Genomic DNA, 20,933 nt, shown 5'->3' on the forward strand with positions numbered 1-20,933 from the left:
TCGCTTCTTCTCCCGCGTCAAACCGGATAGCCGAAAGATCGCAGCAGCAAGGCAGCTTCGCACAAGGGCAGGCCGACGATGCCGGAGTGCGAGCCTCGAATCTCCTCGATGAATATCGCCGCGCGACCCTGGATGCCGTAGGCCCCGGCCTTGTCCATCGGCTCGCCGCTGAGGACGTAGCGGCGGATCTCGTCGTCGTCGAGCGGGCGGAAGCGCACTTCGCTGACGCTGGTGCGTTCCTCGACGCGCTCGCCATGGGCGACGGCGATGCTGGTGAGCACGCGGTGCGTGCGCCCGGACAGGCGGGCGAGGATGGCCATGGCGTCCTGCTCGTCCTTCGGCTTGCCGATGATCTCGCCGTCGACGTCCAGCGTGGTATCGGCCGCCAGCACCGGGCGCGGCGCCAGGCGGCGTATGCCGATCAGCCGCGCGCCATGCGTCGCCTTGGCGATGGCGACGCGGCGAACGTAGTCGTCGGGCGTTTCGGCGGGGCGGCTGTTCTCGTTGGTCTCCGGGTCCTCGCGCGTGCCGGCGCGAAACAGCATGAGGTCGAAATGCACGCCGATCTGCGCCAGCAGCTCGCGACGGCGCGGGCTCTTCGAGGCCAGATAGATTCTCGGTTCGAGGTGCGTCATTCTCTGTGGTAGGGGTGACCCTTGAGCACGCTGGCCGCGCGATAGAGCGCCTCGGCGAGGATAATGCGCACCAGCGCATGCGGCAGCGTCAGGCTGGAAAGCCGAATCATAGCGCGGGCGTCGCCTTTCAGGCCGGGATCGAGGCCGTCGGGACCGCCGATGACGAAGGCGACGTCCTCGCCCGCGCCCGACCACTGGGCAAGGCTGTCGGCCAGCACCTGGGTGCTCAGGTCGCGGCCGCGTTCGTCGAGGGCGACGAGGTGGCAGTGGCTGGGCAGCGCGGCACGCAGGCGCGTCGCCTCGGCCGCCATCATGGCCGCAGCCGTCTTGCCCATGGTGCGCGGTTCGGCCTTGATCTCGCGCAGCTCGAGCAGCCATTCGCGCGGCATGCGCCGGGCGTAGTCGTCGAAGCCCGCCTCGACCCAGGCCGGCATGCGGGTGCCGACGGCGGCGACGATCAGCTTCAGCTGGTCTTCCCCGGCGTGCCGCGGCGGCGCGGAGCGGCTGCCGCAGGTTCTTTGGGCGTCGCGGCGGCAGCCGCTGTCGCGCGGCGCGAGGCCTTGGCGGGCTTCGGCGGAGCGGCGGCGGCACCGTCCTTCGCGCGTTTGGGCGCCGCCTGCCACAACTCCTCGAGGTTGTAGTAGGCGCGTACCGCCGGCAACATCACATGGACGACGACGTCGCCGAGGTCGATCAGCACCCATTCGCCGCTCTCCTCGCCCTCCGTGCCATAGACTTCGCCGCCGGCCTCCTTGACCTTGTCGTGCACGCTGCGGACGAGCGCCCGCGTCTGCCGGTTGGAATTGCCGGTGGCGACGATGATGCGATCGAACAGCGCCGTCAGCTTCCGGGTGTCGATGACCTCGATGTCCTCGGCCTTGATGTCCTCGAGGGCGGCGACGGCGATTTTCTGCAGCTTGCGGATGTCCATCTCAAGCCTCCGCCGGGCCGCCCCAAGGAGGCGACAGCGTGATTACCGGAAGTTCTTGCGTCCTCGGGCGCAAGAACTGAACCGAAGGCACCCCCTTCGGCGGGAAGGGGGGTGGGGGTAGGGGGTCATAGCTTAGGTTCCGTAGAGATGATGGGTGCGAATGTAATCGAGAATGCCCGGCGGCAGCCAGTCGCCGGGGTCGCGGCCAGCTTTGATCATGGTCCGGGCTTCGGTGGCGGAAACGGTGCCGGCGACGAGGGTGAAGGGCATGATGGCGCCTGCCGCTGCGGCGAGGCTGCCGTGCTGCCGCTGCAGGAACTCGGCGGCCAGTTCCGGCGCCATGACGGCCGCATCGAGCACATAGCCGGGGCGGGTGGCGACGGCGAGGTGGGCGAGGCTGAAGATTTCGCGCCAGCGGTGCCAGGAAGGGAGGCCGAGGAAGGCGTCGGCGCCGGCCAGCAGGACCAACGGCTTCGTCGCGCCGAAGCGCTCGCGCAGGCGCAGCAGCGTCGGCACGGTGTAGCTCGGCGCGTCGCTGCGGGCTTCGCTGGCATCGAGTTCGAAGCCTGGTCGATTGGCGATGGCGATCTCGACCATGGCCAGGCGGTCGCTGGCAGTGGCCCGCGGCGCGTCGCGGTGGCGCGGCTGTCCGGCTGGAATCCAGAGCACGCGGTCGAGCGCGAACCGCTGCCGGGCCGTCTCGGCGAGGGCGAGGTGGGCGCTGTGCACCGGGTCGAACGTGCCGCCGAGGATGCCGATGGCCGTTTCAGGCATCGGGCGGGGATTGCGGGACGTCCGCCGGCTGGTCCGACGGCGGCGCTTCGCCGGCGGGCGTCAGAGCGTTCTGGAAGACGTCGCGGTAGGAGAGGTAGACGCTGGCCATCAGCACCGGCGCCATGACGAAAACCAGCACCATGCGCAGCGCGACCGAGAGGATGTTGAGCAGGACCGGCGAGATGAGGCCGGCGAGGAGCAGGATGAGGCCGGGGATCGCGATCCCGAGCGTGGCGACGGCGAGGCCATAGACGGCAAAGGCCCGCCAGTTGCGGATGCTGGCGATGAAGCTGAAGAACACCGATTTCAACGCCGGCACGCCGTCCCAGGCGACCAGCAGCGGCGCGAACCAGAAGGCCATCAGTACGGGGGCGGCGACGACCAGCAGCCGGCCAAGCATGGCGAGCATCGCCCCGGGGTCGGCGTCCTCGAGCTTGCCCAGATTTTGCGGTCCGCCCTCGATCAGCATGCTGATGGCGAGGATGGCGATCGAGCCGAGGACATGGAGGCCGCCAAGGCGCAGCAGGCCGATGTGGTTGGCGGCCAGGCCGTGCAGCAGGGTGATCTTGTTGACGGGCCGGCCCTGTTCCAGTGCGCGGACGCCGTTGGCGACGATGGCAGTGAGCGCCGGCAGCACCAGCGGTAGCAGGAATGGGCCGATCAGCGGCAGCAGGTTGAGGAAGAGAACGACGAAGAGGTAGGCGAAGGTCAGCGCCGTCAGCAGCGGCGGGCTGCGGCGGAACAGCTGCAGCCCGGCGAGGAGCCAGGCGACGCCGTGACGTGCGGGGAGCTGCCGTGCCTGCATGGATTAACCAGCGAGCCGCATTTATTGCGGCAGGGGCTTGCCGTCATTGAGCGCGAGCCAGCCCTTGACGATGCGGTAGATCACCCAGACGGTGGTGGCGACCAAAACCAGCCAGCCGACCAGGATGATCAGGGTGACGACGCCGATGAAGCCGCCGAGCAGCGCGAACCAGAAGGTGCGGATCTGCCAGCGGAAATGCGATTCGAGCCAGGTGCCCCTGGCGTCGTCGCGCTTGACGTAGGCCAGCACGATGGCGACGATCGAGGGGATGCCGCCGAGGAAGAATGCCAGTGCCTGCAAGGCATAGCCGGCCAGCGCGACGTTCTTCAGCTTGCGCAGCGACTCTTCGTCCCCCAAGAGGACTTCCTTTATGTCCACGGCAGCGCCGGGGGCGGCATTCCTTGCGGACGGGGCGTCGGGCGGCGGGACTGCGGCGTTCACGAACCGCTCAGAAGGTGCCGATGACCCACATCGGCACGCGGACGCCGGACTCGAAGGAGTCGCGCCGCGACATGGTGCCGTCGCCCTGCTCGTCGATGAGGTAGTAGGGCACGCCGTGCGGCGGCGTCACCTTGAGCATGTAGAGCTTGCCGTTGAGGCGGAACTCCTCGACCCTGTCCTCGCCGCGCTTGATGATGGTGACCTGAGGCTCGAGCGCCTGGTCGACCATGCCCGGCGGCGGCGGCGCCTCGGGCAGCGGCTGCAGGTCGGCGGGGCGGTTCTGCGCCGGTGCGGCGAAGGCGGCGGACAGCAGCAGGACGGGAAGCAGGTGGCGGAGCGGGCGGCGCATGGCGGGATTCCTCGGAGGACGCGTCGATTCTATCAAAGGCAGGGAGGTTAGAGATTCAGGAGCAGCTCGTGCTCCACCGGCAGGCGGTCGAAGCCGCGCGTCTGGTAGTGCTGGAAGATCGCGGCCACCACGTCCTCCGGCGTGTCGATCACCTGCAGCAGGCCCATGTCCGCTGGGCTGATCATGCCCTCGCCGACCAGGCGGTCGCGGAACCAGTCGAGCAGGCCGCCCCAGAACGCGCTGCCGACGAGGATCAGCGGGATCTTCGGCGTCTTGTTGGTCTGGATCAGCGTCAGCGCCTCGAGCAGCTCGTCGACGGTGCCGAAGCCGCCGGGCATCACCACGTAGGCCGAAGCGATCTTGACGAACATGTACTTGCGGGCGAAGAAATGGCGGAAGGACTGCGAAATGTCCTGGTAGGGGTTGGCCTGCTGTTCGTGCGGCAGCTGGATGTTGAGGCCGATGGAAACGCCCTTGCCGTGATAGGCGCCCTTGTTGGCCGCCTCCATCACGCCGGGGCCGCCGCCGGAGACCACCGAGAAGCCGGCGTCGGACAGCAGCCGCGAGATCTTCTCGGTGAGCCGATAGGTTTCCGAATCGGGCGCGATGCGCGCGCTGCCGAAGATCGATACCGCCGGCCGCACCGAGGACAGGCGTTCGGTCGCCTCGACGAACTCTGACATAATGCCGAAGATGCGCCACGCCTCGCGGGCCGTGGTCGAAGGCTGCGCCAGCCAGGGATCGGCGACGTTCGGCAGCTTGTCCTTAGCGCTCATTTCTATCCTCGTTCCTGATGGCCACACTGCTGCTCGTCGACGGCTCCAGCTACCTCTATCGCGCCTTCCACGCCTTGCCCGACCTGAGGAGCCCAAGCAACGCGCCCACCGGCGCGGTCTATGGCGTGATCTCGATGCTGCGCCGCCTCGAATCCGACTATAAATCAGATTACCGCGCGGTGGTGTTCGACGCCAAGGGCAGGACCTTCCGCGACGACTGGTACCCCGAATACAAGGCCCACCGGCCGCCGATGCCCGACGACCTCGTCGCCCAGATCGAGCCGCTGCACGCCTGCGTCGAGGCGCTGGGCTGGCCGCTGCTGATGATCGATGGGGTGGAAGCCGACGACGTCATCGGCACGCTGGCGCGGGCTGCTGCCGCCGCCGGCATCGAGACGGTGATCTCGACCGGCGACAAGGACCTGACGCAGCTCGTCGACGACCACGTGCGGCTGGTGAACACCATGAGCAACGAGACGCTCGACGCGGCCGCGGTCCTGGAAAAATTCGGCGTGCCGCCGGAACGCATCGTCGATTACCTCGCGCTGGTCGGCGACGCCGTGGACGGCGTGCCGGGGGTCGAGAAGGTCGGGCCCAAGACGGCCGTGAAGTGGCTGAACGCGTACGGTTCGCTCGACGGCGTCGTCGCCAATGCCGACAGGATAGGCGGCAAGGTCGGCGAGAACCTGAGGAAGCACCTCGACTTCCTGCCGCTGGGCAGGAAGCTCGTCACCGTCGCCTGCGACGTCGCGCTGCCCCTGGCGGTGACCGATCTCGCGCCACGGCCGCACGCGCGTGAACGCCTGGCCGAGCTGTTCGCGCAGCTGGGCTTTCGCACCTGGCTGCGCGAGGTCGAGGGCGGAGCCGCCGCAGCCGATGCCGCTGGTCCGGCCACCGCGGTGCTGGAGCAGACCTCCTCGGCCGCGCCCGACCGCAGCGGCTACGAAGCCATCCTGACGCCGGCGCAGCTCGATGCCTGGCTGGCGAAGATCGGCCAGGCGCAACTGACGTCGCTCGACACCGAGACCACCGACCTCGACCCGATGCAGGCGCGGCTGGTCGGCATCTCGTTCTGCATCGCGCCGGGCGAGGCGGCCTACCTGCCGCTCGGCCATGTCTATGCCGGTGCGCCCGACCAATTGCCGCTGCACGATACGCTGGCGCAGCTCAAGCCCTGGCTCGAGTCGCCGCAGCACAGGAAGGTCGGCCAGCACCTCAAGTACGACCGCCACGTCCTCAGCAACCACGGCATCGAACTGCGCGGCATTGTCGACGACACCCTGCTCGAGTCCTACGTGCTGGAATCGGACAAGTCGCACGACCTCGGTGCGCTGGCCATGCGCCACTGCGGGCTGGAGACCATCAGCTACGACGAAGTCACCGGCAAGGGCGCGTCGCGCATCTCCTTCGCCCAGGTCGCTCTCGAGCAGGCCGCCGAATACGCGGCCGAGGATGCCGACGTCACCCTGCGCGTGCATGAGGCGCTGGCGCCGCGGTTGGCGGCCGAAGAGAAGCTCGAACGCCTCTACCGCGACATCGAGCTGCCGGTGGCCGAGGTGCTCTACCGCATGGAACGTACCGGCATGCTGATCGACGGCGCCTCGCTGACGCGGCAGAGCGATGAGCTCGGCCGCCGCATGCTCGAGCTCGAGGCGCGCGCGCATGAAGCGGCGGGCCAGCCCTTCAACCTCAACTCGCCCAAGCAGCTCGGCGAGATCCTGTTCGAGCGCCAGGGCCTGCCGGTGATCAAGCGCACGCCGACCAAGGCGCCCTCGACCGACGAGGAGGTGCTGGAGCAGCTCGCCCTCGACTACCCGCTGCCGCGGCTGATCCTCGACTACCGCAGCGTCGCCAAGCTCAAGAACACCTACACCGACAAACTGCCGAAGATGGTCAATGCCGCCACCGGCCGCGTCCATACCAGCTTCTCGCAAGCGGTCGCCGTCACCGGCCGCCTCGCATCGTCCGAGCCCAACCTGCAGAACATCCCCGTGCGCACCGCCGAGGGCCGCCGAATCCGCTCGGCCTTCATCGCCCCGTCCGGTTGCCGTATCGCCAGCGCGGACTATTCGCAGATCGAGCTGAGGATCATGGCGCATCTGTCCAACGACGCGCGCCTGCTCGAGGCCTTCGCCCGCGGCGAGGACGTGCATCGCGCCACCGCCGCCGAGATCTTCGGCGTGACGCCGCTCGAGGTCGGCCCCGACCAGCGCCGCGCCGCCAAGGTCATCAACTTCGGCCTGATCTACGGCATGTCCGCCTTCGGCCTCGCCCGTGAGCTCGGGCTGGAGCGCGCCGCCGCCGCGTCCTACATGGAGCGCTACTTCGCGCGCTATCCCGGCGTGGCCAGGTACATGGAGGAGACGCGCCAGCTGGCCAAGGAAAAGGGTTACGTCGAGACCGTCTTCGGCCGCCGCCTGTGGCTGCCCGAGATCAGATCGAGCAACGTCGGCCGCCGCCAGGGCGCCGAGCGCGCCGCCATCAACGCGCCGATGCAGGGCACCGCCGCCGACCTCATCAAGCTGGCGATGATCGCGGTGCAAGGCTGGCTCGACGATGCGCGCATGGAGTCGAAGCTGATCCTGCAGGTGCACGACGAACTGGTGCTCGAAGTGCCCGACGCCGAGATTGCCGCGGTGCGCCACGAGCTGCCGAGGCTGATGGGCGGCGTGGCGACGCTGGCGGTGCCGCTGCTGGTGGAAATCGGGATCGGTGCTAACTGGGACGAAGCCCATTAAGTAGTCGCAGCGTTGCCGCGACCAGCGACTGCGGTTCGATGTCGCCGATGGCGAAGGTCGGCGACGCGACGAGTTCATGCCTTACCTGCCACGGGTACCAGTGAGCGAGCTTGAACGGAGAGTTCTCGAACAGCCCCACGGTCGGCAGGCGGCAGGCGACGGCGGCGTGCATGGCGCCGCCGTCGGCGCCGACGAAGGTATTGCAGCAGGCCAGTCCGGCCATCAAATCATCGAGCGCTTTCGTCGGGCAGGGGATCACGCCGAGGTCGCCGCAGGCATCGAGAATGCGCTGCGCCTTGGCGTCGTCGCCCGGATGGCGCGGATCGTTCTCGGCGCCGGGCGACCAGAACAGCGCGACGGTTGCCGCCGGCAACGCTGCGCGCAGCCCGTGCAGAAAGGCGATCCACTTCTCGGCCGAAAGCTGTCGCGTCGCCTCGCGTGCGCTGACATGAACGGCGACGACCACCGTCGCGCCAGTGCCGTCCCGAGGGCTACCGCTTCGCATCACTTTTCCACGCCATGCCGCCACCTGCGACGGCTCCGGGAACACCCTGAGCGGCCCTGGCGTCGCATCGATGCCGAGCGGGTCGAGCAGCTTCCACACCGCCTCGACTTCATGCAGGCGCGCGTTGTCCGGCACCGGCAACGGATCGGTGATGCCGCGCGGGATCGCGCCAGCGGCCGGGACGAAGCCGATCACCCGCGGGATGCCGAGCAGTCGCACGAAGTTGAGGCCGTGGCGGTCGAAGCCCGAGCGCGCCAGGATGGCGAGGTCGAAGCGCTCGCGCCGCAGCCGGCGGACCAGGCCGACGCGTGCCAGCAGCGGCGCCAGCGCCGAGCTGCCGGGCGTGCGGTGCTTGAGCTTGGTGTACATGTGCACGGCATCGAGCGCCGGATTGCGCGCGAGCACTTCGGCGTTGTAGGAATTGACCAGCGCGGCGATGTGCGCGTCGGGCAAGGCCGCGCGCAGCGCGTCGATCAGCGGCGTGGTGCACACGAGGTCGCCGATGTTGTCGCGGCGCACGACTAGGATCCGGCGCAGCGCGGGGGTCATGGCCCGGCCTCCTCGCGCCGTGGTGTCGTCAGCATCAGCAGCAGCCCGGCGAGGAACATGAATATCTGCAGCATGTGGTCCTTGTTGACGCTGTCGAGCACCATGCGCCCGGCGTAGCCGGTGGCCAGGAAGAACAGCAGCAGGCCGTGGGGATTGTCACTGGCGAAGAAGGCGCGCCAGCCACGCCACATCAGACCGCCGAGGAAGGCCGCCCACAAGGCCAGCGCCGGAACCCCGCCGCCGACGCCGAGATCGACCCAGCCATTGTGGGCATGACCTAGTTGCGCCTCGGGGTGGCGCTGGCGCAGCGCATGCGCGAAGGCATTGCGGCCGTAACCGTGGCCCAGGGGCTCCTCCGCGATGAGGCGCAGCCCGCCGCGAACGAAGGCGATGCGCGTGTAGGTCGAGTGATCGACATTGCGGCCGTCGGCCAGCTTGGGCCAAGGGTGCTGCGACGGGGCGAACCAGGCCGAATAGCGATCGATGTCCCAGGCAATCGCGGCTGTTTCGGTGAAGGCTTGCCAGCGCGAATCGGTGCGGAAATTGACCGTGGCCGCGACGGCCAATCCTGCCACGATGGCCATCGAAGCGGCGAGAGTGCGCGTCCGCCCGAGGTGGCGGCGCTGGTCAAAAACGAATAGCGAAAGCGCCAGGACCGCCAGGAAGGCGATGCCGATGATGCCGTTGCGGGCAGCGGCGAGCAGGCTGCCGGCCAATGCCAGCAGCACCATCGCGGCAACCGCAGCGAGCGGCAACCGCAGCAGCGCATCGCGCCCGCTCGCACGGCAGAAAACATCCACGGTGAGGATGGCCAGCAGGATGTTGAGCACGAAGCTCATTTCGAGCTTGCCGCCGGTCAGCGGCACCAGCTGGACCAGCAGCTGACCGTGAGCGAACCAGTGCCAGAGCGAATGACCGACGGCGATCGCCGCCTGTGCTGCGAACACCAGCGCGACCGCGGTGACAAGATGCCTGGCGTCGACGCGGTACGCCAGCAGGAACCCCAGCGTCAGGGCCAGTAGCGCAGGCAGCCACTGTCCACGCAGTTCGCCGAGTGCCCAGGCCGTGTCGGCTGACACGAACACCGCCTGCAGCAGCAGCCAGAACGTGAGCGTGGCGAGCAGCACCAACGGCAGCGCCGATGCGCGCACACCGAGCTGGAACCCGGCGCTGGCGAGACGGCGCGCCAGCAGCGCCAGCGCGGCGAGCAGCAGCGCCATGCGCAGCGCGACCGTTCCCGGCAGCGACCAGACGAAGAGCAGCGCGAGGCTTAGCCCGAAGGCGATGCGGTCGCTCATGCGGCGCCTCCCGCCATGGCGTCCCGCGCCGCCGCCATGATCTCGCTGCTGCCGACATCGCGGATGCATTCGCGCGTGCCGATGCGGCAGGCGTAGGGCGCACGGAAGATGTGGGCGCAGGGTGCGCAGGGCAGCGGATGCTGGACGATGCGTGCGCGCGGACCGACCGGGCCGGTCTCCTTCATGTTGCACGGGCCGGCCACCGACACCAGCGGCACCTCGAGTGCGTCGGCGATGTAGGTCAGCCCCGAATCCACGCCGATGAAGAGGTCGAGTCTTGAGAGCAGCGCCGGCAGGTCGGCGAGTGCCAGCGCGCCGCAACTGTCGATCAGCGCCGCGCGCACGCCAGCCGGCACGGCCGCGAGCAGTGCGGCGGCCTGGTCGCGATCGCCGGGGCCGCCGAGCAGCACGATGCGTGCGGCCGGCCATGCGGCCAGCAGATCGACGACCAGTTCAGCCTGCTTGTCGGTACCGAGTTCCTTCAGCTTGTTGGCGGCGCCGATCGCCAGCCCGATCAGCGGCCGGCCGGCCTCGGGCAGCAGTGCGGCGGCACGCGCGGCAGCGCCCTCGGCGGCATGGGCCTCCTTGCGCGTATCGGTCGGTGCGAGATCGAGTGCGCGCAGCATCTCGAAATAGGTCTCGACGATCATGCGCTCGCCGCGGTGGGCGATGCCGCTCGTCCACAGCCGTTCGGCCAGGCGCTGGCTGCGGCCGCCGAAGTTCGGGATCAGGCCGATGCGCCGTGCGATGCCGGCCCAGGCCAGCACCACCGGCCAGGTCGCGCCGCCGTTGCAGCAGAGCACGGCGTCGAAGGCGCCGCGCCGCAGCCGCGCCGCGAGCCCGAACTTCGCCGCCAGGCCCTTCCAGTCGGCGGCGTCGGCGACGAGGACTTCGTCGATGCGCGGATTGACGCGCAGCAGCGGCGCGGCGGCGGCGCCCGCGAGCACGGTGATGCGGGCATCCGGCAGGCCGGCGCGCAATTCGCGCAGCAGCGGCGTGGTGCAGATCGCGTCGCCGATCTTGGCGACCTGGACCACGAGGACGCGCCGCGGCGGCACCGCCGGCCGACGCTCGAAGAGGCGCAGCAGCGGCGCCAGCAGCAGGGTCAGCAGGGCGTAGATCATGCCGTCGCTCCAGCCGCAGCGGCCAGCACCCGCTCGACGCCGGCGACGTAGCCCTCGATCGAGAATTCCGCCAGCACGCGCGTGCGCCCGACTTGGCCGAGCCGGGCGCGCAGCGCGGCGTTGCCGGCAAGCTCGTCGATGCGGGCGGCCAGCGCCGCGACGTCGCCATGGGCGTAGAGGAAGCCGGTATCGCCGTCGGATACCAGCTCGGTCGAGCCCACCGCCCGCGCCGCGACAACGGGCTTGCCAAGGAGCATGGCCTCGAGGATCACGCGCGGCAGGCCTTCCTTGCTCGAAGCGAGGACGAAGATGTCCATCGCCGCGAGCCAGGGCAGCGGCTCGCGCTGGAAACCGGCGAAATGCACGCGATCGGCCAGCCCGAGCTCGCTTGCCAGGGAGCGCAACGCCTGCTCCTCGGGGCCGGCGCCGACGATCAGGGCATGGAGCGGCGTGCCCGTCGTCGGGGCGGGCAGGTCGGCCGCCGTCCCGCTACCGCCGAGTTTCTTCAGGGCGTGCAGCAGGTCGTCGACCGACTTCCTCTTCACCAGTTGGCCGACGGTGCCGACCACGAGTGCGCCCGTGGGCACCTGCGGCAGCGGCTGGGGTGTCGGCAGCGGCTGGGCGCCGTCGATGGCGTTATGCACGACGACGATCCGCCCGGCATCGATGCCCTGCGCCCGCAGCGAGTCGGCGACGCCCTGCGAGACGCAGATCACCGCACGTGCCATACGGTTCGTCGCCGCGATCTCCGCGGCGTTGAGCGCCGCGTCGATGCGGCAATGCTGCACGACCGGCACGCCGGCCACCTCGCCGGCGAGATAGCCCTCGAGGTTCGACGACGGCTGGTTGTTGAGATAAAGCAGGCCATGACCGCCCTCGCGCAGCAACTGTTCGACCTGCGCGGCGCGCGGTTCGATGCGCCAGGCGCGCTCGATGGCGAACACGGCGCGGGCGCGCAGCCCGCGGTGCCACCCGAGCAGGCCGCGCGCCAGCTCCTTGGCGAGCTTGGCCCAGAGCGGCTGGCGCAGGTCGGGCAGGCGGGTGAAGGGGATGCCGAGCGCCGCGAGTTCTCGCGAGATCGACGAACCCTCGCCACGCGCGTAGTCATGGTAGAAGCAGGCACTGATGTCGAAGCGCTTGCGGTCGATGCGCTTGAGCAGCTCGAGCAGGCTGTTGGTGCCGCCGCCCCACTCCTTGCCGGTGTCGAGAACCAGCACGCGCGTCATCGCGTCCGCTCCCGCGCCAGCTGCTTTTCGACAGCCGCCAGCACTTCGTCGACGCCGATGCGGGCGATGCAGCGCGGATCGGCGGTCTTGGTACCGATCGCGAGGTCCGGGCAGGGGTGGTAAATCACGATATGCCGCCCATCGTGCCCATTGTCGTAGGCCGGACCCGAGGTGGCCGGGTCGGACACCGCGAACAGGCAGACGGTCGGCGTGCCGGTGGCGACGGCGACGTGCATGCTGCCTGTGTCGCCGCTGACGAGGACGTCGAAGCGGCCGATCAGCGCCGGCAGGGCTTCGATCGGCAGGTCGCAGGCGACGTGGCAGCGCTCACCGAGATCGCGGCAGAGATTTTCGAGATAGTCGCGCTCGGCCGGCGAGCCGGTCAGCACGATGGCCGCATCGGCATGCGACGCCAGCAGCCGCCGCCCGAGTTCGGCGAAATGCATGGCCGGCCACATGCGGCTCGCCGCCGAGGCGCCGCACTGGAAACCGATCAGCCGCCGGCCGGCGAGCCCGCCATCGGCGAGGAAGGCATCGACGGCCGCGACCGCTGCCTTCGGCACGGGCAGCGTCATGCGCGCGCCGTGAACGTCGGCGCCGACGAGTTCCGCCGTGCGCAGGCGCTGGTTGAGGCCGTGGCCGAGCGCGGCCCAGGCCACCGGCGGCTCGCGATTGGCGAGCAGGAAACGGAAGGGGTTGCTGGCGTTGGGCAGTTTGACGATCCAGCGCGCGCCGGCGAGGTAGGCCAGCGGCGTGGCCTGCGGTTCGTTGCCGTGCAGTATCAGCGCGAGATCCGGCCGTTCGCGGCGCAGCCGCCGCACGAGGCCAACGAAGCCGCGCCAGGCGCCGCGTGAAGGAACAACCTCGTCGAGTTCCACGCAGTGGCGGAACAGCGGCACGTAGGGAGCATGGATCAGCGCGACCATGCGCGCGACCGGAAAGCGGCGGCGCAGCGGAGCGAAGGCCGCGGTCGACAGCACGGTGTCGCCGAGCGCGGTGGAGGAAATCAGCAGCACGCCGCGTACCGCAGCGGGGTCGATGTCGCCGAGCTTGTCGGTGCGGCGATCGAGCGCCTTGGCGAGACGCAGTGACCAGCTTAGCAGCGTATCGAGGGGGCGGATGCGCACGGCGGTCTGGGAGAGGAGGATAGAATGGCGCCTGCTGCCGCGGTGGAGACCGGAGATGCCGGAATAGCCGGCGGATTCTACCATCGCGTCCACCCCGACCCGCCACACCGCCGCCGCGTGAGAGCTCGACTCAAGAACCTCAACCGCTATCTGATCGACCGCGCCGTCGCGTCCTTCGCCGGTTCGCTGCCGGCGGGCATCGCCATGCTCGACGTCGGCGCCGGCGGCGGTCACTACCGCCGCCATTTCGCCGCGCAGCGCTACGTCGCCGTCGATCGCGGCTTTGAACAGCCGGGTTACGCCGGGCTCGACGTCGCCGGCGACATCCGTCGCCTACCCATCGCCGATGGCGTCGTCGCCGCGGCCATGTGCGTCGAGGTGATCGAACATGTCTTTGAGACCCGCGAGTTCCTCGCCGAGCTCGCCCGCGTGCTCGCGCCCGGTGCGCGCCTGCTGCTGACCAGCCCGCTCTGCTACGGCGAGCACATGCAGCCCTGGGACTTCCATCGTTTCACGCGCTACGCGCTCGAACGCCTGATGGCCGACGCCGGCTTCGACATCGAGTCGCTGGAAGCGCGCGGCGGCTTCTTCACCCTGGCCGCCTATCTGGTAGCGCGGGTGCCGGACGAATTGGTGCGCAACGGCGGCGGCTTCGCGCGCCTGATGAAGCCGCTGGCACGCTTGTGCTGCACCTACCTGCTGGCGCCGGCCTTGCTCGCGCTCGATCCGCTCGACCGCAACCGGCGCTTCACGCTCGGCTACGTCCTCGTCGCGAAGAAGCGCTAACCAAAGACTCGCCCCTCCCACCCCCACGGCAGGCTTTGCATAGCCAGCCGGCTGCGGCGGCGCGAAGCGGTGCTTCGCGAAACCCCGCCTTCGCCCCCTCGCGGGGAGGTGACGGGTGTTCGCCGCCTGCGGCGGCTCCGGTTTAGGGTTTGCGGAGCACCAGATAACCGTAGTCGGCGATCATCACGTCGGCGAAGCTGTGGCGTCCCTTGGAAAACGCCGTGCGCACGAAGTCGAGGGGACGGCGCGCAAGCAGCTTGAGGCGCGTCTTGGTGCTGTGCGAGCCGCGGGCGAAGATGCGCGTGCCCTGCGCCAGCGTCGCCAGCCCGCTGTGGTCGGCGACGTAGGCGAGCGCCTGCGGCGAGAACAGCATCAGGTGCTCTCGGTTCCACAGCGACCAGCGGTAGCCGAGCTTCCTGAACGAGGCGCCGGTGAACAGCGGCACCTCGAGGTAGAGCAGGTCGCCGGATTTCATCGCCGCGGCGATCTGCCGCACCAGCGCGAGCGGCTGCTCGAGGTGCTCGATCACGTGCGATGCCGCGAACAGCGTGCGCTTGCCGGTTGCCTCGGGCGGCAGGGTTGCAGCATCGAAATGTCCCTCGATCGCGACGGCGCGGCCGGCGGCGCGGATGTGCGCGATCAGCGGCCGGTTGGTGTCGAAGCCGACGACGCGGGCGAAGCGGGCGGCGGCGACATCGAGCATTTCGCCCGAGCCGCAGCCGATGTCCACGAAGACCTCGACGCCGGCAAGCCACGGTTCGAGCAGGCGGAAGCGGCCGCGCGCGTTCTCGCGGCGCCAGCGCATCTTGCCTGCATCGGGCACGGCCTGGCCGCCGCCCTCGGCATAGTCGAGCGGCGCGGTGTCGAGGTTGACCAGCAGGTCGCAGGCGTCGCAGCGCGCGGCATGTGCGTCGAGCACGCGCAGCGGCCCACGGCGGCACAGCGGGCAGTCGGTGTTGGGAGCGTTCATCTGTCGAGCACCGCGCGCAGCCTGGTCGCCCACAGCGGCGCACTCTTTTCCTGCGCCAGATGATGGTCGACGGCGCCATCGATGAGGAAGGTCGGATCGACGAGGCCGCTGTCGCGATTCAGGGTTTCCGCCGTCACGTCGATGTAGGGCAGGCCGTTGCGCTGCGCGAGCTGGTGCAGCTGCTCGTTGAAGGCGAGCACGAGATCGGTGCGTTGGCGCTGGCTGGCGCGGATCGCCTGGCGCATCGGGTCGAGCTGCAATGCGCGCTCGGCATCGGCGACGGTCGGCAGGATGGAGCCGAGGATGACGATATCCCGCTTGCCCTGCGCCTGCAGCCAGTCGATGAGGCGCTGGATGCCGCGCAACGCAGGCTCGATCTGCTCGAACACCGGTTCCTGCCGCCGCTCCGCCCGGTTCCACATGGCGACACAGCAATCCACCTCGCCCAGCATGATGACCATGGTGTCATAGTCGGCGAAGCGGGCGACGGCGCGAGTGAATCTCCTGAAGGCCTGGGTGATCGACTCGTCGTTGCCGAGGCCGTAGGCGGTGGCGCCGCCGACGATCTCGCAGTTGATGAGGTGCGGCCGCAGCAGATCGTGGTCGTGGATGTATTCGAGCACGCCGCCGTGCGAATCGCAGAGTCCGAGGACCTTCCGGCCTCCCCTGAGACGACAGACCAGCCGCGCGCCCTGCTTGCGCGCCGACTTCTTCAGTTTGGCGAGCAGGGACGGCCCGGGGCGCCGTGCCGTCCTAACTCCGTCGTTCATAGAGCTGGCCGAGCCATGGCCGGCGATAGATGGCGAGGCGGCTGCCCAGCCACCATGCGCCGCGATCCTTGGTGACGATGCGGCGGATGCGGCTGGCGTCCGCGTGCGGGAGCACGCTGCCGCGCTCGACGGTGTAGAGATGGCTGAATCCGCACTGCTGCGCCGCGTCGATGTGGGCGTCGTCGAAGTAGCCCTGGGGCCAGCAAAGATGCGGCGTGACATGGCCGAGGCGGGCCTGCAGCGTCGCGCGCGAACGGGTGAGGTCGTCGACGAGCATCAACTGGCGACGGTCGGGGTCGGCTTCGACCTGGTCCCAGCGCGTGTGGTTGTGGGTGTGCGAATGGAACTCGAAGCTGCCGGCCGCGCGCATGCGGTCGACCTCGCTCCAGCGCAGCATGACCGCGTCGGCGCGGCCGGCCTGGACGGCCGCCTTGCAGGCGTTGTGCGCCGGGGTGTCGGGCAGCGTGCCCTCGCCGGCGCAGGCGCGGGCCGGGCCGTCGCCGATGCGGCCGGTGATGACGAAAAGCGCCGCCTTGAGGCCGAACTCGGCGAGGATAGGATGGGCGTAGACGTAGTTGTCGAGGTAGCCGTCGTCGAAGGTCAGCAGAACGCTCTTCGCCGGCAGCGGTTTGCCGGCGATGAAGCCGGCGAGATCGTCGCAGCCGATGGTGGTGTAGCCGTTCCCGGCCAGCCAGCCCATCTGCGCGCGGAAGTTTTCCGGCGTGATGGTCACCAGCCCGGGCGAGGGGCTGACGTGGTGGTACATCAGCACGGGAACGGCCCGGGCGGTCTTCATCGTGAAGCCAGCAGCTTCCGATAGGCGGCGATCATGCCGCCGACCATCGCCTCGCGCGAGAAGTGCGTCGCCACCTTGTGCCGGGCCGCGGCACCCATGCGTTGCCGCAGCGCCGCGTCGCCCAGCAGTTCGACGATGGCCCGGGACAGCGCCTGCGGATCATTCACCGGCACCAGCTTCCCCGTCTCGCCGGCGCCGACTATTTCCGGCACGCCGTCGACCTTGCTGCCGATGGCGGCCAGTCCCATCGCGCCGGCCTCGACGAAGGCGGTGCCGAGCGCTTCCTGATGCGTCGGCAGGACGAAGAGGTCGAGCGAGGCGAGCACATTGACGACGTCGCGGCGCAGTCCGAGCAGGTGGACGCGTTCGCTCAAGCCCAGTTCGGCGATGCGCCGCTCGAGGTTCTCGCGCTGCGGTCCGTCGCCGGCGAAGACGAAGTGGGCGTCGGGGAAACAGGCGAGCACGGCGGGAATCGCCTCGAGCAGTTCGGCGTGGCCCTTCTTGCGGCGCAGGATCGCCACGGTCCCGACCAGCGGCGCGGCGGGGGGAAGGCCGAGTTCGGCGCGCAGCGTGCTGCCGCCGGGCACCGCCGTGTAGCGCGAGAGGTCGATGCCGGTCGGCACGGCGGTGACCTTCTCTTTGGGCACGCCGGCCGTGACCAGGGTGCGCGCGACGTGCGCACTGACGGTGACCACGTGGTCGGGCAGCACGCTGTAGGTGAAGCGCGAGGTGATGGGCAGCGCCAGGTGGCGCGTGCGCACGATGCGCGGCCGCCGCGCCAGGGTGCGCGCGGCCATGCCGGCGAGCTGGGTGTCGCGGCCGCTGTGGGTGTTGACGACATCGGCGCGGCATTCGCGCATGAAGCGTCGCAGCCGCAGGATGGCGGGGATGTCGACCGCGGAGCGCATGCGCGTCTCGAACACCTCGAAGCCGGCCTCGCGCGCACGGACACCGAGCTTCGCTCCGGGCTGGCAGGCGACCAGCGCGGCGTGGCCGAGTTGGCGCAGGCCGAGCATCTCGTTGAGGGTGCGGTTTTCCTGCCCGCCCCAGCCCAAAGACGATTCTGTGTGCAGAATCGTCAAGGCCCGCCCTCCCCGGCCCTCCCTCGCGGGAGGGAGCCCGCGTGCCCGCTGCGCTGGATCGTCACGGGGAGCCTCGTTGCTGCGACCGGCGGGGTCGCACGCGTCGCGTGCTCCGGTTTGTGCCTCGCCTTGGGGTCCCCCAAGTGGACTTCCTTCGGGGCGCGGCCCGGCGGCGAGGCTAGTCGGGGTAGCCCAGCTCACGCCGCCAGCGCCTCTTCGGTGGCGCGCTGCAGGCGGTAGAGGCGGCTGTAGATGCCGCCATGGGCGATCAGCTCGGCGTGGGGGCCGATTTCGACGATGCGGCCCTTGTCGAGCACGGCGATGCGATTGGCGTGCTCGATGGTCGACAGGCGATGGGCGATGACCAGTGTCGTGCGGTTCTCCATCAGCTTGTCGAGCGCGGCCTGCACATGGCGTTCCGACTCGGAGTCGAGCGCCGAGGTGGCTTCGTCGAGCACCAGGATCGGCGCGTTCTTGAGCAGGGCGCGTGCGATCGCCAGGCGCTGGCGCTGGCCGCCCGAGAGCTTGACGCCGCGCTCGCCGACCAGCGTTTCGTAGCCCTGTGGCATGGCCATGATGAATTCGTGGGCGTGGGCGGCGCGCGCCGCGGCCTCGACTTCTTCGCGCGTGGCCGCGCCCATGCCGCCGTAGGCGATGTTGGCGGCGACGGTGTCGTTGAACAGCACCACGTCCTGCGACACCAGCGCGATGTTGCCGCGCAGGCAGGCGAGCGTCAGCTCCTCTACCGCCACGCCGTCGATGAGGATGTTGCCGTCTGCGGCGTGGTAGAAGCGCGGCAGCAGGTTGGCCAGCGTGGTCTTGCCGCTGCCCGAGGAGCCGACCAGGGCGACGGTCTCTCCGGGCGCGATGTCGAGGCTGATGTCGGCTACCGCCGGCCGCTCGGTGCCGGGATAGGTGAAGGTGACGCCGTCGAATGTCACCGCGCCCTGCGCTCGCGTGCAGCTCGCACTGCCGCGGTCGTCCTCGGGCTCCTGGTCGAGCAGGGCGAAGACGCTTTCGGCGGCGGCCAGGCCGCGCTGCAGCGGGGCATTGACGTCGGTGAGACGCTTCAATGGTGCCAGCAGCATCAACATGGCGGTGATGAAGGAGACGAAGCCGCCGACCGTCGTTTCGGCCGTCTGCCCCTGCAGCAGCGCGATGTAGATGACCACGGCGACGGCGATGGCGCTGAAGAACTGCACCAGCGGCACGGTGGCCGCGGCCGCGACCGCCTGGCGCATGTTCTGGCGGCGGAAGCGCTGGTTGGCCTCGCCGAAGCGCGCGGTCTCGTAGGACTGGCCGCCGAAGATCTTCACCACCTTGTGGCCGCCGATGGTCTCCTCGAGGATGCGCGTGATGTCGCCGATGGCCGTCTGCGTGGCGCGGCTGGCCGAGCGCAGGCGCTTGCTGAAGACGCGCACGACGATGGCGATCATCGGCGTGATGGCCAGCGCCACCAGCGTCAGCTTCCAGTTGAGGTAGAGCAGCCAGGACATCAGCGCCACGATGGTCAGCGAGTCGCGTACCGTCACCGTCAGCACCGAGGTCGCGGCGCCGGTGACGTTGTTGACGTCGTTGGTGACCTTAGAGATCAGGAGGCCGGTGCTCTGGTTGTCGTAGGTGTGCGTCGGCAGCTGCAGCAGGCGCGCGAACATGGCGTTGCGCAGGTCGAAGACGATGCGGCTGGTCAGCCACGACATGGTGTAGTCGGTGACGAAGCCGATGATTCCGCGCAGCAGGAAGATGGCGATCACCGCCAGCGGCGCGAGCCAGAGGTTGTCGCGCGGCTTGCCGGAGAAGCCCTTGTCGAGCAGCGTCTTCATCAGCGCCGGGAACAGTGGCTCGATCGCGGCGAGCAGCGCCATGCCGACGATGCCGACGACGAAGGCCTTCCAGTACGGCTTGACGTAGCCGAGCAGGCGCACGTACATCTGGAAGCTGTCGAGCGGGGTATCGGGGGCGGTCATCGAGGGCGGACGCAATTGGGCGGAATCGGCCCGTATTGGAGCGAAGCCGCGATTATAGCGGGGGCATTCCGCCAGTCCGCCCCAGCAGGCGGCCGTAGAGCGCGAGCAGCGCGCCGGCGGTGGCTTCGAGCGTGAGCGGTTCGGCGGCGGCGCGCGCGGCGGCGCGCTGGGCCGGCGCAGGACCGGCGTTCAACAGGGGGGCGAGTGCGGTCGCGAGCGAGGCCGCATCGTCAGGTGCGCAAACGGCGCCGTTCTCGCCGGGGCGCACGAGTTCGGCCGCGCCGCAGCTCGTCGTGGTGACCAGCGGCAGGCCGCAGGCCAGCGCCTCGAGTGCCGCGTTGGGGAAGGGGTCGTAGAGCGTGGGCAGGGCGACGAGGTCCGCGGCGCCGTAGAACGGCCGCACGTCGGGCTGCGGGCCAAAGAAGCGCGTGCGATTCGAGACGCCGAGCTTGTGCGCGAGCCGCTCGAAGCGAACCTGCGCGCGGTCGCGGCCGACGACCCAGAGCCGCGCCTGCGGCAAGTGCGTCATGGCGTGCAGCAGCGTCGCCACGCCCTTGCGCTCGAAGCCGGAACCGACGAAGAGGATCACCGGCGCCGTCTCGCTACAGCCGACTTCCTTGCGGAACGCATCGTGGTGGTCCTGGCGCAGGCCGGGATGGAAGTGGGCGGTATCGACGCCGTTGTGGATCAGCGCCAGCCGGTCGTCGGGCACGCCGAAGCGGCGGGCGATGTCGTCCCTGACCATGCGCGAGTTGCAGATCACGGCACGGAGGGCGGGATGGCGGAACATCGCCGCCTCGGCCGCCAGCGTGTAGCGGTGCCAGGACGAGAGCGCGGTGGCGAGCCGCGCCGCGCCGCCGCGCGCCGTGTCGCGCAGCTCGAGCCAGGTCGCATGGACGCCGTCGCCGGCGCGGTAGATGTGGCAGCCGGGGATGCGCTCGTGCGCCTGCACCAGATCGAAACGCTGCGTCGCGATGATGTCCTGGACGGCGCGGGCGAAGCTCGCGTCGCGCGCCTTGCGCCCGCCGAGCCTCGCGTAGGGCGGGTTCACGATCTCGACGGGGAAGCTCGCGTCACCGCCGCTCCATTCGCGGCACAGCAGGGTCACTTCCGTACCCTGCCCCGCAAGCGTGCCAAGGGCGCGGTCGACGAAGCGTTCGGCTCCGCCGAATGGCGTGTACTTTTGACGCACTAGGGCAAGCTTCATGGCGCCACTCCGTAGTGCCGAGCGACCGGCGGAGGCATCCCGTGCGCGGACGCTGCGCCCCCGCTACGCGGGGCCCC

At 69.7% G+C, this 20,933-nt stretch carries 21 protein-coding genes; 2 read left to right on the top strand and 19 right to left on the bottom strand.

Going from position 1 to position 20,933, the window contains the following annotated elements:
• Window positions 1-17: 17 nt before the first annotated feature.
• The 8 genes from EJE94_RS04225 to EJE94_RS04260 all read right to left on the bottom strand — a co-directional run bounded on the left by EJE94_RS04225 (window position 18) and on the right by EJE94_RS04260 (window position 4,711).
• Window positions 18-635, bottom strand: coding sequence for a Maf family protein (locus EJE94_RS04225; RefSeq protein WP_121240219.1), 618 nt, complete (start codon window positions 633-635; stop codon window positions 18-20).
• Window positions 632-1,102 (bottom strand): 23S rRNA (pseudouridine(1915)-N(3))-methyltransferase RlmH, encoded by a 471-nt coding sequence (rlmH, locus tag EJE94_RS04230; RefSeq protein ID WP_121240622.1) that lies wholly within the window; start codon window positions 1,100-1,102, stop codon window positions 632-634. Before rlmH ends, EJE94_RS04225 begins: the two co-directional genes overlap by 4 nt.
• Window positions 1,099-1,566 (bottom strand): ribosome silencing factor, encoded by a 468-nt coding sequence (rsfS, locus tag EJE94_RS04235; protein WP_121240220.1) that lies wholly within the window; start codon window positions 1,564-1,566, stop codon window positions 1,099-1,101. The genes rlmH and rsfS overlap by 4 nt, the downstream gene beginning before the upstream one ends.
• 132 nt (window positions 1,567-1,698) lie before the next feature.
• Complete coding sequence (gene nadD, locus EJE94_RS04240) at window positions 1,699-2,340, bottom strand: nicotinate-nucleotide adenylyltransferase (protein WP_121240221.1); 642 nt, start codon at window positions 2,338-2,340, stop codon at window positions 1,699-1,701.
• Window positions 2,333-3,145, bottom strand: a complete 813-nt coding sequence (locus EJE94_RS04245) for a BPSS1780 family membrane protein (protein WP_121240222.1) — start codon at window positions 3,143-3,145, stop codon at window positions 2,333-2,335. The genes nadD and EJE94_RS04245 overlap by 8 nt, the downstream gene beginning before the upstream one ends.
• Before the next feature lie 21 nt (window positions 3,146-3,166).
• A complete protein-coding gene (locus tag EJE94_RS04250) occupies window positions 3,167-3,586 on the bottom strand; it encodes a DUF4870 family protein (RefSeq protein ID WP_243642524.1) in 420 nt (139 codons plus the stop codon).
• 7 nt (window positions 3,587-3,593) lie between these two features.
• The gene (locus tag EJE94_RS04255) at window positions 3,594-3,935 is read right to left on the bottom strand and encodes a DUF2782 domain-containing protein (RefSeq protein ID WP_121240223.1); all 342 of its coding nucleotides are present in this window, start codon (window positions 3,933-3,935) and stop codon (window positions 3,594-3,596) included.
• A 47-nt stretch (window positions 3,936-3,982) separates the two neighbouring features.
• The gene (locus EJE94_RS04260) at window positions 3,983-4,711 is read right to left on the bottom strand and encodes an LOG family protein (RefSeq protein WP_121240224.1); all 729 of its coding nucleotides are present in this window, start codon (window positions 4,709-4,711) and stop codon (window positions 3,983-3,985) included.
• A 17-nt stretch (window positions 4,712-4,728) separates the two neighbouring features.
• On the opposite strand from EJE94_RS04260, the gene polA reads away from it, so the two are divergent.
• Window positions 4,729-7,449, top strand: a complete 2,721-nt coding sequence (gene polA / locus EJE94_RS04265) for a DNA polymerase I (RefSeq protein WP_121240225.1) — start codon at window positions 4,729-4,731, stop codon at window positions 7,447-7,449.
• Here the strand turns inward: polA and EJE94_RS04270 are convergent.
• The 5 genes from EJE94_RS04270 to EJE94_RS04290 are packed head-to-tail and all read right to left on the bottom strand — an operon-like array spanning window position 7,427 to window position 13,278.
• Complete coding sequence (locus tag EJE94_RS04270) at window positions 7,427-8,503, bottom strand: glycosyltransferase family 9 protein (protein ID WP_121240226.1); 1,077 nt, start codon at window positions 8,501-8,503, stop codon at window positions 7,427-7,429. The two genes, polA and EJE94_RS04270, sit on opposite strands and share 23 nt — an antisense overlap.
• Window positions 8,500-9,801, bottom strand: coding sequence for an O-antigen ligase family protein (locus EJE94_RS04275; protein WP_165904757.1), 1,302 nt, complete (start codon window positions 9,799-9,801; stop codon window positions 8,500-8,502). The genes EJE94_RS04270 and EJE94_RS04275 overlap by 4 nt, the downstream gene beginning before the upstream one ends.
• Window positions 9,798-10,925: a glycosyltransferase family 9 protein gene (locus EJE94_RS04280; protein ID WP_121240228.1), complete on the bottom strand. Its 1,128-nt coding sequence runs from the start codon at window positions 10,923-10,925 to the stop codon at window positions 9,798-9,800. The genes EJE94_RS04275 and EJE94_RS04280 overlap by 4 nt, the downstream gene beginning before the upstream one ends.
• Window positions 10,922-12,151 carry a glycosyltransferase gene (locus EJE94_RS04285; RefSeq protein WP_121240229.1) on the bottom strand — a complete coding sequence of 410 codons (1,230 nt, stop codon included), beginning with the start codon at window positions 12,149-12,151 and terminating at the stop codon, window positions 10,922-10,924. The genes EJE94_RS04280 and EJE94_RS04285 overlap by 4 nt, the downstream gene beginning before the upstream one ends.
• On the bottom strand, window positions 12,148-13,278 hold the full coding sequence (locus tag EJE94_RS04290; RefSeq protein ID WP_165904758.1) for a glycosyltransferase family 9 protein: 1,131 nt from the start codon (window positions 13,276-13,278) through the stop codon (window positions 12,148-12,150). Before EJE94_RS04290 ends, EJE94_RS04285 begins: the two co-directional genes overlap by 4 nt.
• Window positions 13,279-13,302: 24 nt before the next feature.
• Here EJE94_RS04290 and EJE94_RS04295 point away from each other — a divergent pair, with 24 nt between their 5' ends.
• The gene (locus EJE94_RS04295; protein WP_121240626.1) at window positions 13,303-14,064 is read left to right on the top strand and encodes a class I SAM-dependent methyltransferase; all 762 of its coding nucleotides are present in this window, start codon (window positions 13,303-13,305) and stop codon (window positions 14,062-14,064) included.
• 142 nt (window positions 14,065-14,206) lie between these two features.
• On the opposite strand, the gene EJE94_RS04300 is transcribed toward EJE94_RS04295, so the two are convergent.
• The 6 genes from EJE94_RS04300 to EJE94_RS04325 form a co-directional block, all read right to left on the bottom strand.
• Window positions 14,207-15,034, bottom strand: a complete 828-nt coding sequence (locus EJE94_RS04300) for a class I SAM-dependent methyltransferase (RefSeq protein ID WP_124962393.1) — start codon at window positions 15,032-15,034, stop codon at window positions 14,207-14,209.
• Window positions 15,031-15,804 carry an SGNH/GDSL hydrolase family protein gene (locus tag EJE94_RS04305; RefSeq protein WP_121240232.1) on the bottom strand — a complete coding sequence of 258 codons (774 nt, stop codon included), beginning with the start codon at window positions 15,802-15,804 and terminating at the stop codon, window positions 15,031-15,033. The genes EJE94_RS04300 and EJE94_RS04305 overlap by 4 nt, the downstream gene beginning before the upstream one ends.
• Complete coding sequence (locus EJE94_RS04310; protein WP_121240233.1) at window positions 15,788-16,600, bottom strand: polysaccharide deacetylase family protein; 813 nt, start codon at window positions 16,598-16,600, stop codon at window positions 15,788-15,790. The genes EJE94_RS04305 and EJE94_RS04310 overlap by 17 nt, the downstream gene beginning before the upstream one ends.
• Window positions 16,597-17,682: a glycosyltransferase family 4 protein gene (locus EJE94_RS04315; RefSeq protein WP_121240234.1), complete on the bottom strand. Its 1,086-nt coding sequence runs from the start codon at window positions 17,680-17,682 to the stop codon at window positions 16,597-16,599. The genes EJE94_RS04310 and EJE94_RS04315 overlap by 4 nt, the downstream gene beginning before the upstream one ends.
• A gap of 197 nt (window positions 17,683-17,879) precedes the next feature.
• A complete protein-coding gene (gene msbA, locus EJE94_RS04320) occupies window positions 17,880-19,649 on the bottom strand; it encodes a lipid A export permease/ATP-binding protein MsbA (protein WP_207855718.1) in 1,770 nt (589 codons plus the stop codon).
• 52 nt (window positions 19,650-19,701) lie between these two features.
• On the bottom strand, window positions 19,702-20,856 hold the full coding sequence (locus EJE94_RS04325) for a glycosyltransferase family 4 protein (protein ID WP_121240235.1): 1,155 nt from the start codon (window positions 20,854-20,856) through the stop codon (window positions 19,702-19,704).
• Between the last annotated feature and the right edge of the window lie 77 nt (window positions 20,857-20,933).

Source organism: Sulfurisoma sediminicola (assembly GCF_003865015.1).
Lineage (GTDB): Bacteria > Pseudomonadota > Gammaproteobacteria > Burkholderiales > Rhodocyclaceae > Sulfurisoma > Sulfurisoma sediminicola.

What these genes read in the sequence shown, in the direction of transcription:
- EJE94_RS04285 (WP_121240229.1), bottom strand. Translation starts at nt 12,151, where the DNA reads ATGACGCGCGTGCTGGTTCTCGACACCGGCAAGGAGTGGGGCGGCGGC.
- EJE94_RS04295 (WP_121240626.1), top strand. Translation starts at nt 13,303, where the DNA reads ATGGCGCCTGCTGCCGCGGTGGAGACCGGAGATGCCGGAATAGCCGGC.
- EJE94_RS04275 (WP_165904757.1), bottom strand. Translation starts at nt 9,801, where the DNA reads ATGAGCGACCGCATCGCCTTCGGGCTAAGCCTCGCGCTGCTCTTCGTC.
- EJE94_RS04325 (WP_121240235.1), bottom strand. Translation starts at nt 20,856, where the DNA reads ATGAAGCTTGCCCTAGTGCGTCAAAAGTACACGCCATTCGGCGGAGCC.
- EJE94_RS04280 (WP_121240228.1), bottom strand. Translation starts at nt 10,925, where the DNA reads ATGATCTACGCCCTGCTGACCCTGCTGCTGGCGCCGCTGCTGCGCCTC.
- EJE94_RS04310 (WP_121240233.1), bottom strand. Translation starts at nt 16,600, where the DNA reads ATGAAGACCGCCCGGGCCGTTCCCGTGCTGATGTACCACCACGTCAGC.
- EJE94_RS04300 (WP_124962393.1), bottom strand. Translation starts at nt 15,034, where the DNA reads ATGAACGCTCCCAACACCGACTGCCCGCTGTGCCGCCGTGGGCCGCTG.
- rsfS (WP_121240220.1), bottom strand. Translation starts at nt 1,566, where the DNA reads ATGGACATCCGCAAGCTGCAGAAAATCGCCGTCGCCGCCCTCGAGGAC.
- EJE94_RS04245 (WP_121240222.1), bottom strand. Translation starts at nt 3,145, where the DNA reads ATGCAGGCACGGCAGCTCCCCGCACGTCACGGCGTCGCCTGGCTCCTC.
- EJE94_RS04305 (WP_121240232.1), bottom strand. Translation starts at nt 15,804, where the DNA reads ATGAACGACGGAGTTAGGACGGCACGGCGCCCCGGGCCGTCCCTGCTC.
- EJE94_RS04225 (WP_121240219.1), bottom strand. Translation starts at nt 635, where the DNA reads ATGACGCACCTCGAACCGAGAATCTATCTGGCCTCGAAGAGCCCGCGC.
- polA (WP_121240225.1), top strand. Translation starts at nt 4,729, where the DNA reads ATGGCCACACTGCTGCTCGTCGACGGCTCCAGCTACCTCTATCGCGCC.
- EJE94_RS04270 (WP_121240226.1), bottom strand. Translation starts at nt 8,503, where the DNA reads ATGACCCCCGCGCTGCGCCGGATCCTAGTCGTGCGCCGCGACAACATC.
- msbA (WP_207855718.1), bottom strand. Translation starts at nt 19,649, where the DNA reads ATGACCGCCCCCGATACCCCGCTCGACAGCTTCCAGATGTACGTGCGC.
- EJE94_RS04260 (WP_121240224.1), bottom strand. Translation starts at nt 4,711, where the DNA reads ATGAGCGCTAAGGACAAGCTGCCGAACGTCGCCGATCCCTGGCTGGCG.
- EJE94_RS04255 (WP_121240223.1), bottom strand. Translation starts at nt 3,935, where the DNA reads ATGCGCCGCCCGCTCCGCCACCTGCTTCCCGTCCTGCTGCTGTCCGCC.
- nadD (WP_121240221.1), bottom strand. Translation starts at nt 2,340, where the DNA reads ATGCCTGAAACGGCCATCGGCATCCTCGGCGGCACGTTCGACCCGGTG.